The 14,647-nt window shown below is 53.9% G+C and carries 13 protein-coding genes and 1 pseudogene; all 14 read right to left on the bottom strand.

Translation table 11 applies throughout. The annotated features are described in order from the left end of the window. Positions 1-452 precede the first annotated feature (452 nt). Positions 453-1,031: a DUF4376 domain-containing protein gene (locus QUE74_RS09390; RefSeq protein ID WP_000701862.1), complete on the bottom strand. Its 579-nt coding sequence runs from the start codon at positions 1,029-1,031 to the stop codon at positions 453-455. A 14-nt stretch (positions 1,032-1,045) separates the two neighbouring features. Further along, positions 1,046-3,136 (bottom strand): prophage tail fiber N-terminal domain-containing protein, encoded by a 2,091-nt coding sequence (locus tag QUE74_RS09385; protein ID WP_286331996.1) that lies wholly within the window; start codon positions 3,134-3,136, stop codon positions 1,046-1,048. Positions 3,137-3,226: 90 nt separating this feature from the next. Then, the gene (locus QUE74_RS09380; protein ID WP_000017388.1) at positions 3,227-4,018 is read right to left on the bottom strand and encodes a hypothetical protein; all 792 of its coding nucleotides are present in this window, start codon (positions 4,016-4,018) and stop codon (positions 3,227-3,229) included. Beyond that, positions 4,015-4,386, bottom strand: a complete 372-nt coding sequence (locus tag QUE74_RS09375; RefSeq protein ID WP_047089024.1) for a hypothetical protein — start codon at positions 4,384-4,386, stop codon at positions 4,015-4,017. Before QUE74_RS09375 ends, QUE74_RS09380 begins: the two co-directional genes overlap by 4 nt. 45 nt (positions 4,387-4,431) lie before the next feature. Then, positions 4,432-7,650, bottom strand: a pseudogene (gpJ, locus tag QUE74_RS09370) (phage attachment tail tip protein J); the annotation flags it as partial. Between the two features lie 66 nt (positions 7,651-7,716). Beyond that, positions 7,717-8,055 carry a hypothetical protein gene (locus tag QUE74_RS09365; protein ID WP_001332187.1) on the bottom strand — a complete coding sequence of 113 codons (339 nt, stop codon included), beginning with the start codon at positions 8,053-8,055 and terminating at the stop codon, positions 7,717-7,719. A 72-nt stretch (positions 8,056-8,127) separates the two neighbouring features. After that, complete coding sequence (locus QUE74_RS09360; RefSeq protein ID WP_236927366.1) at positions 8,128-8,703, bottom strand: tail assembly protein; 576 nt, start codon at positions 8,701-8,703, stop codon at positions 8,128-8,130. Continuing rightward, complete coding sequence (locus QUE74_RS09355) at positions 8,667-9,410, bottom strand: C40 family peptidase (protein ID WP_032287410.1); 744 nt, start codon at positions 9,408-9,410, stop codon at positions 8,667-8,669. The genes QUE74_RS09360 and QUE74_RS09355 overlap by 37 nt, the downstream gene beginning before the upstream one ends. A gap of 10 nt (positions 9,411-9,420) precedes the next feature. Then, the gene (locus QUE74_RS09350; RefSeq protein ID WP_001152535.1) at positions 9,421-10,119 is read right to left on the bottom strand and encodes a phage minor tail protein L; all 699 of its coding nucleotides are present in this window, start codon (positions 10,117-10,119) and stop codon (positions 9,421-9,423) included. Further along, positions 10,119-10,448 (bottom strand): phage tail protein, encoded by a 330-nt coding sequence (locus QUE74_RS09345; RefSeq protein ID WP_000847337.1) that lies wholly within the window; start codon positions 10,446-10,448, stop codon positions 10,119-10,121. Before QUE74_RS09345 ends, QUE74_RS09350 begins: the two co-directional genes overlap by 1 nt. Beyond that, complete coding sequence (locus QUE74_RS09340) at positions 10,445-13,024, bottom strand: phage tail tape measure protein (protein ID WP_286331993.1); 2,580 nt, start codon at positions 13,022-13,024, stop codon at positions 10,445-10,447. Before QUE74_RS09340 ends, QUE74_RS09345 begins: the two co-directional genes overlap by 4 nt. Then, positions 13,005-13,418 carry a phage tail assembly protein T gene (locus QUE74_RS09335; protein ID WP_000533421.1) on the bottom strand — a complete coding sequence of 138 codons (414 nt, stop codon included), beginning with the start codon at positions 13,416-13,418 and terminating at the stop codon, positions 13,005-13,007. Before QUE74_RS09335 ends, QUE74_RS09340 begins: the two co-directional genes overlap by 20 nt. Positions 13,419-13,444: 26 nt before the next feature. Next, entirely contained in the window at positions 13,445-13,876 is a 432-nt protein-coding gene (gpG, locus tag QUE74_RS09330; protein WP_000479033.1) for a phage tail assembly chaperone G, read from the bottom strand. A gap of 13 nt (positions 13,877-13,889) precedes the next feature. Further along, the gene (locus tag QUE74_RS09325; protein ID WP_000235024.1) at positions 13,890-14,642 is read right to left on the bottom strand and encodes a phage tail protein; all 753 of its coding nucleotides are present in this window, start codon (positions 14,640-14,642) and stop codon (positions 13,890-13,892) included. Positions 14,643-14,647: the final 5 nt, after the last annotated feature.

Here is a 14,647-nt window from a genome sequence, read left to right as displayed (position 1 = left end):
CGCCCGCACATTGCTGCGGGCTTTTTGATTCATTTCGCAAATGTGCTGACATTTTCCCCTCTAATCCGTACCATACACGCCACAGTTTTTATATCAGATTTCTTATGCTGGGCGTTCCGGCATGACGCATACTCTTCTGATGCCATATAACGAATTGAGTCGCTTTTAAATGTCGCAAAATCAAGAAATTAGTAAGAAAGAACAATACAACCTGAACAAGTAAGGACAAAAATTGCAACCATCTGACTCATAAGTATTTTATTTCATTTTCAATGAATTAAAACATATCAGCAACTACAATAAACCACAATGACCTACTCTTTTTTTGCCCCATTTTTGCCCCTTTTGTCCCAATTTTGCCACAACAAAACAATCCTGAACCCGATTAATTCCAGTCTAATTGACGTATAATTCTGGGCGGAAAGCGCGCCAAAAAAGCCCGGAATTGACCGCTAATTATCGCTAATCACCATTTCCCTGATTGAACGCAAATCATCCAGATTATTCAGTTGTTCCTTCATCTCCCGCTGGCGTTCGTGGATTTTAAAGCCCTCCTCCACCATGGCCACCATCATGGCATCGTTCAGCGCAATAAGTTTCTCCCTGGTCAGTACGACGTTATTATTATCCGCATCAGTCCAGAAAAAACCCTCCGGAAGCAGTCCGGCCTGCGCTGCTGCAACCACGGGGGCAAGACGTGACTGCGAGGTTTTTCCGCCATCAAAACGACGGCCATCAAACGTGAAAATAAACTCAACGTTTTCCTGACTGTCGCGCCATGCCTCAATTTCCCGCCTTTTGGCATCCTTTGCCGCTGCAATAAGTTCAGGCGTGACAGTGAACGGGGCGATTTCGCCCCATTTCCCGCTTTGCAGCTCCTGCCAGATGTGCTGGCCTGTCGGGGCCATATCATCCTGTATGGCGGTATACAGGGCAAACTCCGTTTCACCTTCAAATAACACCTCGCAGTCAACCGCACCATTTTCAAGATAATGTGCGTTTCTGATGCCTTTCACCGCTCTGATTTTCATGCCTGATTTCCTCATTACTCAATGCGTACAAAAAGACCGATAAAGCCACGCTGAGTACCATAATTGTTACCCAGGCCCGAAAGCGCCGTGTAACGACCGGGGAAGTTGTATTCACCGGCACCGCCAATCACAACCTGCGGTGAGGATGCGTATGTCCCTGTATCACTAACCTGTGCACTCATGGCCAGAGGACCAAGACGGGAACCCGGCACAGTATCACCGAGTCCCAGAGAAGCATTTTCACCAAAACTTTCTCCCTGATATACCGCCATAATCGGCACACCGACGGCCGGGTATTGGTAATATGAGAACGGGCCATTACCGGCGGTTGAGGACATCAGATATGCCAGGGAGTTGCCGTCATACACAATAAGGCTTGATGTTGCATTCCAGCTGTTACCACTGTAGCGATAACGCATACAATGTATGCTGTGCTCATCCTCGTAATACTGGTTGTAGTACAGCAGCGTTTTGAATTTACGCGCCGTGTCTGAACCATTGTTATCAGAGGGTGACCACATCACATCAATGATACCGTTAAATTTCGTGGTGCCCACCAGCAGCGTGGAGGAGTCCGCAATACTGACCGCATACCGCCCCGGGGTGACTGTCTGCAGCCATATAACGAAATCAGCCTGTCCGTTAAATGACAGAGCTTCGGCGCTGGTGAATGCCTGTCCAAACCCATACATCCCGGACAGGGCCAGCCTGCCCGGTGTGCGGTCACGGATATCACTCTGGGGTTCCATCGTCGCAGCCGCGTTCAGCTCAAGCTCCGTGCGCATGGCTTCAGCCGTGTCATGCGCCAGTAATGCGCGGCCCTTCTCTGACAGCAGAGACAGTGAGGCATTCCCGTCTGTATTGAAGTACAGAAGATTATCTGCCCGTTGCGTCAGTGCGCTGATTGCCGTTAAGACGTCATTAAGCGGTTGTTTGCCTGCCAGCGCGTTTGTGATTGTCGTCGCAAAGTTCGGGTCATTGCCCAGCGCCGCTGCCAGCTCGTTCAGGGTGTCCAGAACTTCCGGCGATGAGCCAACCAGCGCAGCAAGCAGTTTGCGCACAAACGCTGCGTTCGCTGCTTCCAGACCGGCGGCATCATCCGGTGGGGTTGGGGTGGTTGGGGTGCCGGTGAAGGCCGGACTGTCCAGTGGCGCTTTTGTTTTCGTCTCCTCCATGACGGTTTTGACAGCCTTTGGCGTGGCAGCCAGTTCCTCGCTGTCGTTATCCGTGTCACTACACAGTTGCACCAGACCTTTTTCTGTCGTGGAGGCATTTGTTGCATTCAGGTCATCAACTATCTGCTGCGCCTCATCCCTGTACTGTTTCGCGTCCTGCGCATTGTCTGCACCTGCATCCTGGCTGGCTTTAGCCTGTCGGGCGTATTCGGCGGCACTGTTTTTGTGCCCCAGCGCCGCATTTGCCGACAGTTCTGAACTGGTCGCTGCTGATGATGCGGCATTATGATAAAGGCGGGCGCGTTCGGCGGCATCGACTGATTCGTCCCGCGCTGTGCCTGATGACTGTGCGCTGTTTTCTGCCTCACCCGCAAAACGTTCCGCATCATCACGGGCCGTTGCGGTTGTCGTCACATCCTGTGCCGTCTGCTGTGCGTTTCCGGCTGCAGCTTCGGCGCTCTGCTGTGTCTGATTTTTTAGCTCTTCTGCCTCATCCTTACTAACCGCCGCAGATGTTGCTGCATTGATTGCATCATCAGCAGCTGTTTCTGCTCTCTCCCTGTCACTGACCACCTGCTCAGACAAGCGAACAACGGTATTTACCATTTCCTCAAAACGCTTCATTACCTCAGGGCGTAAATCACCCTCCTTTGGTGCATCCAGAAAAGCATTCAGCGTATCCGGCTCATCTGTCGGTGCAACATAAATTTCCCCCGCCTTTACAGGAGGATGCCCTGAGCGGGACAAAAATACATCATAAAATCCCGGCTCAGCATTAATAGTATACCCGCCATCACTTCCCGTAAGACAGGTTGCCACAATATTAACCACAACTGTCGGACTGGTTCTTCTGGCACGCAATTCAATCGCACAGTTTACGACAGGCTCACCCGCTCCGTCCTTCAGGACACCTGAAATCTTTACTGCCATATTCACCTCACAAAAAAGCCCGCCGGTTCCGGCGGGCTGTGATTACATTCAGATTTTCTGTTTCATTTTGCCGTGATTTCGTTACAGCACTTAACCGTTAACGTTCCTTATCTCCACAGGGTTATAATTCGTCGGTAAGCCGGATACATCCGCAACCATGACCTGGGTTTTCATTGAGCCAACCCAGCCTCCTGTCGGTGATATATCGAGATAAACACCTGTCGGTATTATGGATATATAGAGATTACCGTTACCGTCAAGATGACAACACTCATTATAGTAATATCCACCCTGTAAGGATGACTCAATCCAGCCCCTGCCCAGAGGCATTGATAATGCTGTGTTATTGACATCATCGGAAACATGCCCGACATTACTCCAGTTACTACCGCTCTCATGCCCTGAATGGTTTGGATATTGCGGTTCAAGCCATTTCACATCCCGTAATTTCAGAAAATACCACCCGGAATCAAATATAATTCCTCCTGAACCGTCAAACAGTTGCATACCGTATGAACTTCGCTCCGGCGGTATCCACTTGTCAAAAATATAATACTGAACCGTGCCAATATTTATATTCCACCATTTAAACACGTCTATACTTGTCACCGATATATATGTTCCGGGATTAACAAAATCAGGGGACAGCTTATTGACCCCGGTTTTTTGTGTCAGCCTCGAATTATTTGTATTCATCTTCAGAAACAATAAAGGACTGTTCATTCCGGTTGTTATCAGACTGATTGCGCTCGTCGTGTTCCCGCCAGAGATAAAATGACCATTACTGAACTGACCGGCACTTCGCAAAACATAATTCACATCTTCCGCATCTGCCACTGTCAGTCCATAGTCATTAATTAGCTGAATGCCATAACCGCTCATCGGTGGTAAACCCCACAATGAACATCCACACCGCCAACAGCCAGGAGATACCCCAAATCATCAGGATATGAAACATGTCTTGCTGTATAGGTTAAGGTGACGCTGTTACCGTTGATGATAATATCCGGTGCCACCGGATACCATACCCTGCCGGAAGGCACCGTAATCCCCTTCCGTGTCACACAATGTGTGAATGGGGTTCCATTGTTAAAACTGACACCAAATGTCACTGACCACGGGATATTTGATGCCAGTGCTTCAATGATCGGAACATGATATGAGAATAAACGTCTGCACATAATTGCAGACGTATCCGTAACCACCCTGCCCGTTGCATCCATGATTTGCCAGCCATATTGCAATGACATATTCGCTCCTCAGAATAACCTGCCCATTCTCACCCGAATGACATTGTTTTCATCATCGACCCTGAAGCAGTTCAGTTCCCGGCTCAGATCCCAGCCTCCCTGTCCCCTGACTTCAAATCCCGAAGAACGAAGAACCCCCGTAATTTCCGCAAAATCAATCGTCGCCCTGGACATGAAAACCTCATTCAGGAACAGCTGATCCCCCTGAGCCACAAACAAGGGTGTTGTATTACCATTCGCAGGATTAACCATCGCAATCCTGTCTGCCGCCAGCAGCACCTGGCTCTGCATACCGTCAGGGGTATTCTCAATACCGGCACCGATACCCGCAATATAAAGGCGACCATCCTGCATCTGCTGCAGTTTCACGGCCCACATACTGTTCAGGTTATTACTGGTGTCCGTCTGAACCTTTTGTATCTGCTGGATGGTGGCCTCCTGATCTCCCAGCTTCTGGTCCGTTGTCGTCATGATTTCACTGCTTTTTTGATCCACATACTGGCGAACCTGCGCTATCTGGCGTGCATTCTCTTCATTACTCTGACTGACCGTCTGCGTGAGTTCGCTGCTGACGTTATCCACTCTCTGGCTCACCTGTGATATACCCAGTGACAGCTCATCATTTTTTTTCGCAACCAGCTGCGTGAGGCTGTTTTCTGTCTCCCCGATTTTTTGGGTCACTTCAGCAATATCACTCTCTATCTGCTGATTGATCTCATCCTCCAGTTGCTCAACTTCACTGCGCAATGCCGAGGCATTAATACGATCGTTCAGCTCCTGCCCCAGCAGGGTGCTGTTTATTTTCCCTTCAAAAAAATGGAGATATTTCTCAGCATCGTTACCCGGCTGGCCAACAGCCTCCACAAATGCCGATTTGCCGACGGTATTCACACTGCGAACGTAAAAATAATAATTATTGCCCGGCTCAATATCCGGTCCGGAGGCTATCCAGTACAGCGCCGTACCAAGATAGCGGGCTGTGGTTTCAACCTGCCTGATATCGATAATCCGCTTTTCCGATAACCAGAACTCAAACTGTACCGTCGGGTCATATACAGCCAGTTTCGGGACCGCCGTTATCTGAAAATACCCCGGTATCAGTTCAATAGTGACAGGCGCTACCGGTGCCGCAATCCGGAACGATACCGACGCCGGATCACCCTGCTGCCCCCGGGCATTTACCGCCCGGACCGTCAGCATATAACGCCCCAGCGCCAGTTGTCTGAAGCGGTATGTGGTTTCCGTCGTCCGGGCTGTGCTGACCAGCCGCTCACTGCCGTCGTCCGCTGCCACGGTCAGGCGAAGCATGAAGCTCACGCCCTTCACCACCTTCGGCGTGTCCCAGCGGGCCAGTACCTGATACTCCCCGCTGTCTGCGGTGACTTCGGCGGTAAGGTGCTGCACCGCTGGCGGCGTGACACCATTCACCGTGCCGCTCTGGTCGCCGTCAAAGTGCGCCCCGTTATCCACGATGGCTTCTTTTTCCGGTACATGCTGCACGGCAGTGATGGCATACGTGCCGTCGTCGTTCTCACGGATACTCACGCAGCGGAACAGGCGCTGGCGCAGCGTCGGCAGCTTCAGCCCCCACACGCTGTATTCTGCAACGCCGTCAGGAACACGGCTCACTTTCACCTTCATGCCGTCGGTGACGGACTGAACCTCCACGCTGACCGGATTGCCATTTCCGTCAACCAGGCTTATCAGCGTGGTGCCGGAGGATGGCAGCGTGATTTCACGGTCGAGCGTCAGCGTCCGGGTCTGGCTGTTCACCGCCAGCACGCGACCACCGATGCTGATACCCGCATAGTCATCATCGCAGATTTCAATGATATCGCCCGGCACATGGCGAAGCCCTTCGGCACCCACGCTGAAGTCCACGGTCTGCGTTTCCAGCAGTTCCGTTTTAATCAGCCACAGCCCGGCGCGGTGCGCCTGCCCCCGGCTGGTACAGCCAAAGGCATCCATCTTCGTGACGTTACGACCGTAACGGGCAATGGCCTGCGTGTCCTCCACAAGCTCTGTTGCCGTCTCCCAGCCGTTGTCCGGGTCAATCCAGTTCACCTCAACGGCATTATGGCGGTCCTTCAGGGCGCTGAAGCTGTAGCGGAACGGCGCGCCGTCATCCGGCATCACCACATTACTGCGGTTATAGGTCCACACCTTATCCGACGGCCGGTCCTGCACGAACGTCAGCGTCTGCCCGTTCCATACCGGCATACAGCGCATCGCCGAGCAGAAATCACTGAGCACATCCCACGCCTTACGCTGTGTTGTCAGGTAAGCATTACAGGTGATGCGCGGCTCCGTGCCGCCAAAGCCGTCCGGCACTGACTGGTCGCAGTACTGGCCGATGACATACAGCGCCCATTTATCCACATCCGCCGCACCAAGACGTTTCCCCATGCCGTAGCGCGGATGGGTCAGCATATCCCACAGACACCAGGCCATGTTGTTGCTGTATGCCGGTTTAAACGTTCCGTCCCAGATACCGCTGTATTGCCGCGTCTGCGGGTTATAGTTCGACGGCACCTGCAGAATGCGCCCGCGAAGATGATAATTACGACTCACCTGCTGGCTGCCGAACTGCTCCGAGTCCACCTGTACACCGACCAGTGCCGTGTTCGGGTAGCCCTGTTTCACATCGATGATTTCGGTGTATGACGACCAGAGCGTTTTGTTCTGCAGCTGGTCTGTAGTGCTGTCCGGCGTCATCCTGCGCATCCGGATACTGAACGGGCGCGGCGGCAGGTTACCCACCACCACCGAGGCCAGATACTGTGAGGTGGTTTTTCCCTTAATGGTGATGTCTTTTTCCGTCACCCAGCCACCGTTACGTTGTATCTGAACCAGCAGGCGGACTTCCGACGGATTCCGGTCCCCCTTTGAGGTGGTTTCCACCAGTGCCTGCACACCGAAGGTAAAGCGCAGACGGTCGATGTTTGCAGACGTGATGGTCCGGGTAATCGGCGTGTCGTACTTCACTTCCGTACCCAGCACCGTCTCGGAGCCGGAGGATTCAAATCCCTCCGGCGGTGTCTGCTCCTGCTCACCTGCACGGAACACCACCGTGACACCGGAGATATTGGTATTCCCCTCACTGTCCAGCACCGGCGTACTGTTCAGCAGCACGCTTTTTAATCCATCCACCGGACCTTCAACCGGCCCTTCGCTGATGGCATCGATCACACTCAGCAACTGCGTGGACTTCAGGTTATCCTTCGCTTCGCGCGGGGTATGCCCCTTACTGCTTCCTTTACCCATTCCTCACACTCCATAAACGACAAAGCCGCCCAAAAGGCGGCTCATGAGTTACGGCAGGATTAACTATTATTTACATGCATTAACACTATCAGCAAAAATTTTTGGCGTTAATGCTGGTACTCGTTCATAAAGAGTAAAACTACTGCCATTTCCTGCTTTTTTGATATCAAGCACAACATCGTACCCACCCATAGCCTGTGGAACTAAAAGGCTTACCCCATTCTCAATAGGAAGGGATGTTATAGGTGTTCCATTACCAGCCCATTGTCTGGATATGCAGCCTGACAATTCATCAATATTTTTTAATGAATTACCTTCCATTACAGGTTTTCCGGATTTTACGTAATCCAAAGATTTACATCCTGTTAAGGCAATAATCGTGCAGAATAAAATCGTTTTGTTCATATAGCTAACCAACAGAATAATTATCAGTATTCGATATAAATATTAAATCAGTTAGAACATGAGTAAATAATATTACCGCCCAATTACCACAACCTGACCACCATCCCCTTCATCTGCCGTGCTGATCTCCTGAGATGCCACACGTGACCCCACGCGCATTTCACCGTACAGAACAGGCAGGACATTGCCCTGGGCAACCATGTTATCCAGCGAGGAGAAATAGGTGTTCTGTTTGCCGTTATCCGTTGTCTGTGTACGTGGAGTTTTGGGTTTAGGGGCCAGCATCTGTGCAACACCACCAAGCGTCATCGCTGCCCCCATAGAAAAGAGAATGTCACTGAAAGCGATACTGATTCCCGGCATCCAGATTGCCGTAGCAATCAGCGCCGCACCCAGCACTGCCTGAAAAACACCGCCACTTTTGGCACCCGCCAGACGCGGTACGATGTGGATCACGGCACCATTTGCCAGCGGCTCATTAAGACGGGCAGATAATTCGTTTTCGCCTGCATCACGCCCGGCAATGCGCACCTGATACCAGCCCTCATTCAGTTTCTGGCGAAACGACGGTAGCTGCGTGGCCAGCGCCCGGATGGCTTCGGCTCCCGTTTTCACACGAAGGTCGATGCGGCGGCCAAATCGTTGCAAATCCCCGTAAAGGCAGATGCGTGCCATGCCCGGTGACGCCAGAGGGAGTGTGTGCGTCGCTGCCATTTGTCGGTATACCTCTCTCGTTTGCTCAGTTGTTCAGGAATATGGTGCAGCAGCTCGCCGTCACCACAGTAAATGGCGGCATGATTCGGCACAGATGAACCAAAACAGCACAGCAGCACATCGCCCGGCTGCGCCGCTGACAACGGCACCTGATACAGCCCTGTGGCCTCCAGATTATCCAGATAGAGATTCTGGCCGTTACGCCACCAGTCATCCCCGCGATGAAAATCCGGCATCTCAATCCCCGCCAGATGGTAAGCATCCCGGAACAGCGTGTAACAGTCCGTCACCCCGTGCTCAAAGCGTCGCCCGGTAAGATGTGGCACACAGCGGAACTTGTGAATCGCCCCCCGGCAGACCAGCCACCACGGCAAATCACTCTGCACCTGCAGCCGCCTGTCGGCCTCACTCAGCCAGGGCAGTCCACCGGGGTGGCTGTGGACCAGCGCTACAATCTCACCCTGCATTTCTGCCCGCAGCCAGTCCTCCGGCGACATCCGGAAATACGCCTCCGGCTCACCGGAGATATTCACGCAGGGAAGATACCTGTCTCCCTCCGGCGTTCTCACCACGAAGCCGCACGATTCCGCAGGCGAACACCGCCGGGCGTGCGCCAGAATCGCTGATTCAGTCTGTGTCATAAAATGGGATTTACTGCGAAAGTTTGTTAATGGAAAGGAAGCCGCCAAAGTTGCCGACGTTATTGCGAAACTTACAGCCACTCAGGCATTTGCTGCATTTATCTTTCGTGATATCGGACGTCGGCTGGTCATATTCATCCGCGACAGCCGGACCGTGATAACCGCACTCGTCACCGCGATAGGTCCAGGTGCAGGTGTTGGCCAGCATGATACGTCCCGGAAAAACAGCGCCGTCCGTTTCCGTCGGCGTGGACAGTACAAAAGAGGCACTCACCGCGCTCAGTTCGCTGCACTGCTCAATGCGCCAGCGGCTGATCACCTCCTGCTCCGGATCGGCGTCACTGTTTCCGTTGACGAAGTTCACCGCATCCAGAAAACGGGCGTAAACCTTACGCCGGACCACCGTTCCGCCGACCAGACTCTGCAGATCTTCCGCCATCCCGGTGACCATACCGTACAGGTTAGAAACCGTCAGCGTGGGGCGCGTACTGGTGCCTTTGCCATTCAGTTCAAAACCGCTCCCCTGAATGGGATACGCCTGATACTGTCGCCCCTGCCAGGTGACCGGCTCACCTTTTTCGTTCTGCTCATTACAGAAAAAATAACGTTCTCCACCGACCTCTGTCAGATCGATTTCCCAAAGCACCACGCTGGCCGACTGCTCCGCACGGGTGCATTCATTCAGTGTTTCCTGCCGGATATCCTGCATCAGTTCACCACCTGTTCAAACTCTGCACTGAACTCAACACGCAGCATACTGACCCGCGACGACCATTTTGCGCAGGTCACCTTTATCTGCCGGTATGCATAAGGCGGCGTCCACAGAAAGGCCTTCCAGCCCCCGTGCTCTGCCAGAAACGACTCCAGATGCCGGGCCTCCTCCCGGGTCACGGAAAGCGTCACACTGTACGTTTTCAGGTCGGCATTCAGCCCGGCAGGCGCTCGCTGGGAATAGCCATCACCAAAGCGCACCTTTCTTACAGAAGGGGCCGAAGCCACATCCATACCGGGTTTCACTTTCCAGCGGAAGGTTTTCATCGTCCACCTCCGGAGAACAGGCCACCATCACGCATCTGTGTCTGAATTTCATCACGGGCACCCTTGCGGGCCATGTCATACACCGCCTTCAGAGCAGCCGGACCTATCTGCCCGTTCGTGCCGTCGTTGTTAATCACCACATGGTTATTCTGCTCAAACGTCCCGGACGCCTGCGACCGGCTGTCAGCCAGACTGCCCGGTGTACCGACATAACCACCGGTGGCATAGCCGCGCATCAGCCGGTAGAGATTCCCCACGCCAATCCGGCTGGTTGCCTCCTTCGTGAAGACAAATTCACCACGGTGAACAATCCCCGCTGGCTCATATTTGCCGCCGGTTCCCGTAAATCCTCCGGTTGCAAAATGGAATTTCGCCGCAGCGGCCTGAATGGCTGTACCGCCTGACGCGGATGCGCCGCCACCAACAGCCCCGCCAATGGCGCTGCCGATACTCCCGACAATCCCCACCATTGCCTGCTTAAGCAGAATTTCTGTCATCATGGACAGCACGGAACGGGTGAAGCTGCGCCAGTTCTGCTCACTGCCGGTCAGCATCGCCGCCATATTCTGCGCAATACCATCAAAGGTCTGCGTGGCTGCACTTTTAACCTGCGACATACTGTCCGTGGCGCTCTCTTCCCACTCACTCCAGCCGGACTTCAGGCCTGCCATCCAGCTCCCGCGAAGCTGGTCTTCAGCCGCCCAGGTCTTTTTCTGCTCTGACATGACGTTATTCAGCGCCAGAGAATTATCGCCATACTGTTCCTTCAGGCGCTGTTCTGTGGCTTCCCGTTCTGCCTGCCGGTCAGTCAGCCCCCGGCTTTTCGCATCAATAGCGGCCCGTTTTGCCCGTTGCTGCTGTGCGAATTTATCCGCCTGCTGCGCCAGCGCGTTCAGGCGCTCCTGATACGTAACCTTGTCGCCAAGTGCAGCCAGCTGGCGTTTATACTCCAGCGTCTCATCTTTATGCGCCAGCAGGGATTTCTCCTGTGCAGACAGCTGGCGACGTTGCGCCGCCTCCTCCAGTACCGCGAACTGACTCTCCGCCTTCCACAAATCCCGGCGCTGCTGGCTGATTTTCTCATTCGCTCCGGCATGCTTCTCCAGCGTCCGGAGTTCTGCCTGAAGCGTCAGCAGGGCTGCATGCGCCCGGTCTTCCTGACGCTCCCCGGCTGACACTTTGACACCTGACGACTTCGGTTTTTTCAGCGTCGATTCATAATCCTTTTTCGCCGCCGCCATCAGCGTGTTGTAATCCGCCTGCAGGATTTTCCCGTCTTTCAGGGCATTATTCAGCTCTTCCTGCCGGTCAGTATATTTCTCCAGTGGCGTCAGCAGGCGCTCATACGCCTTCTGCGCCTCTCCGGTATACTTCAGCTGTGACGCCTCACGCTCAGCCCGGTCCCTTGCCACCAGTTCACCGGCTTTTTCCATATCCGACTGCAGCGTGGCTGCCGCCAGCCCCAGACGGGCATTTTCACGGTCATCCCATGCACCCTGAAGGTTGGCACGGAAAGAGGAGGTCTTTCCCCGGCGCTGACTCCGGCTCTGGTACCACTGCCATTTTTTATCCGCCTCATCAAATGCCTTCTGCGCACTGGCGAGCATATCCGCTGAGGATTCAGGACGACCGATATCCAGGATGGCATCCCACATCAATTTGAATGCCTTCCCGGTTTTATCCGCCCAGGTTTCCAGCGTCCCCATGTTTTCTTTCAGGCGACGGGTCTGCTCATCAAAGCCTTTTGTGGCGATATCGTTCGCCGCCTGTAAGGCCCCTGCCTCATCACCCGAACGCTGCAGCTGCGCAACATACGCAATCTGCTCTGCCGTCACGTTACGGAACTGGCGCGCCATAGCCATCAGTCCCGACGTCGGGTCGGTGGTCAGCTTTCCAAAAGCCTCTGCAACCTTGTCCACTTCCACACCGGATACAGAAGCAAAACGCGCCACACTCTGGTTGATGGCATCAAACTGTTCACCACCACGCACACCGGCATTCACCAGGGCTGCCAGTGACTCACTCGCCTGGTTAAACGTCAGCCCTGCTGCCTGTCCGGCTCTGGAGAGCGTCAGCATGCGATCGGCAGTCAGTCCGGACTGATTACCGGAAAGAACCAGGGTTTTATTAAACGCTGAAAGCGTGGAATCCCCCTGGTACCAGGCATACGCCAGCGCACCTGTCGCCACCGCCAGCGAGGTGACCCCGACCATCGGCAGGGTGATCGCACCGGCAAGCCCCCTGAACATGGGGAGCATCCCGCCGAAGGCGTCCTTCACCTGACCGCCCTGTTGCAGCAGAATAAGCCAGGGATTCTGACCACCGGCAAGCTGCGTGGCGATATCCGTAAACTGTGCAGGCAGGGTACGCATGGCCGCTTTATACTGCCCGACGGAAATCCCGGCTTTTTGTGCAGCCAGCGCCTGACGGCTCAGGCCCTGTTCAACAGCACTGGCGGTTTTTCTGGCGTCGGTATCCAGTCCTGAAAAATGACGCCTTACCCGGCTTATCTGCTCATCGAAACGGACCGCATCCAGACTCAGGTCAATAACAAGATCACCAACCGGCTGGGACATATCTCACACCTCCAGGAATCCCCGCTGAAGCCATCATTAATGCGACATCATCCTCACTGACATCCACCACATCCGCAGAAGGTGAAATATCGCCCCCTCCTTCCCCACCAAACCGGATGCCTCCGGCAAGTCCTGCCGCTTTCTGCATCAGCATTTTTTCCTCATCCGCCATCTCCGTCTGCTCTTCCTCACGCCGGGGGGCAAGCAGACTGAAGTCCGAGGGATACATATCCGGATCGCAAAAAAACAGGCTGAGTACGGTGTACGTCAGCCCGGAAAAATGCATATCCAGCTGGGTATCGTGAAAATAATGCGTGCGGTAAAAATGTCGCCAGTCGGCATATTCGGTGGATGTCATCCCGGCAAGCATGGCGCGCCAGTCAGGCCTCCCCATCTCACGCGCCAGTCTGAGGGCAAAATTCAGCTCGCCGTCGAAGACTTTCCCGCAGAAAAATCATCATCAGTAAGCGCATTATTTTTCGCCACTTCGGTGATATCCGTATCCACATGAACAGGCTCACTCATCCCGGACAGACGCAACACCACGTCTTCCGCCCGGGCAATGGCATCAGCAGGCCAGGTGGTCAGGACTTCCTGCTCAATCTGCATCACAGCCTCATTCATTGACGGTGACTCCGTTTTCTGCGGATGGTTATGCCACAGGGACATCGCCACCAGAAACGCCCCGGTTCTGACAAGGTCTTCCACGCTCACCTGCAGGTTGCCGCTGGCTTCAGACTCTTCTGCCCGCCGTTTCAGGAGGGCAAGATGCTCTATACGCTGCAGCGCAGACAGTTCGGAAAGGGTGACGGACACACCGTTATATTCAAATTCTTCTGTTTTCAGAAACATGTATTACCTCCGTTTACCCTGCAGCGCCCGCTTCAGTAACGGTGACTTCAGCTACCGTGGCAAACTGACCATTACCGGAAATCACGGGGATACTCACTTTTCCAGCCTTAACCCCCGTCACAGTGATCACCATATCTTTCACAGCAATGGTTCCCGTTGACGGATCGGCGGAAACCGCTCTGAACGTCTTGTCGGTTGCACTTTCCGGCTCAAAAGAAACAGTCAGGGTGGTTGCTTTCCCTTTTTCCACAGTACCGGATGTCGGCGTCACCTTAATTGCAGTGACCGGCGTAATTTCGCTGCGTTCTTCCGCCACGGAGGGTTTGCCCACGTTGGTAACTTTCACTGTTCGGGTGATCACTTCTTTCGCCGTCACGGCCTTACCGATACTGCTGACCCAGCCACGAAACACATCCACCGTGCCATTCGGAAAACGGATTTTATAGGCCCGGACATCGCCGCTTTCAAACCAGCCTATAAGCCCTTTCTGGCCTTCCTCTCCCGGTTTCCAGGCCAGCGTAAAACTGGTATCACCCGCAGATTTCTGTCCCTGCCCGGTCGCGGTCCAGTCCGCGTCTTCATCATCCAGGTAGTTATCATCGTAGGATTCTGCCGTCATCTCGCCGGGTGTCAGATCCTTCACCTTAGCCAGTCGCTGCCAGTCATCGTCTGACAACGGGTTTGCATAAGCATCACCCGTGCCGGTGTAAACCCACAGTGTGGTACCGGCACCTTTTACCGGCGCCAGGGGATTTGGTGTTGCCATATCGT

It is taken from the genome of Escherichia sp. 10290, from assembly GCF_030295155.1.
In the GTDB taxonomy this organism is placed as follows: Bacteria; Pseudomonadota; Gammaproteobacteria; order Enterobacterales; family Enterobacteriaceae; genus Escherichia; species Escherichia coli_F.
Note: the sequence above shows the minus strand (reverse complement) of the source record. Positions and strands in the feature narration are given on the sequence as shown.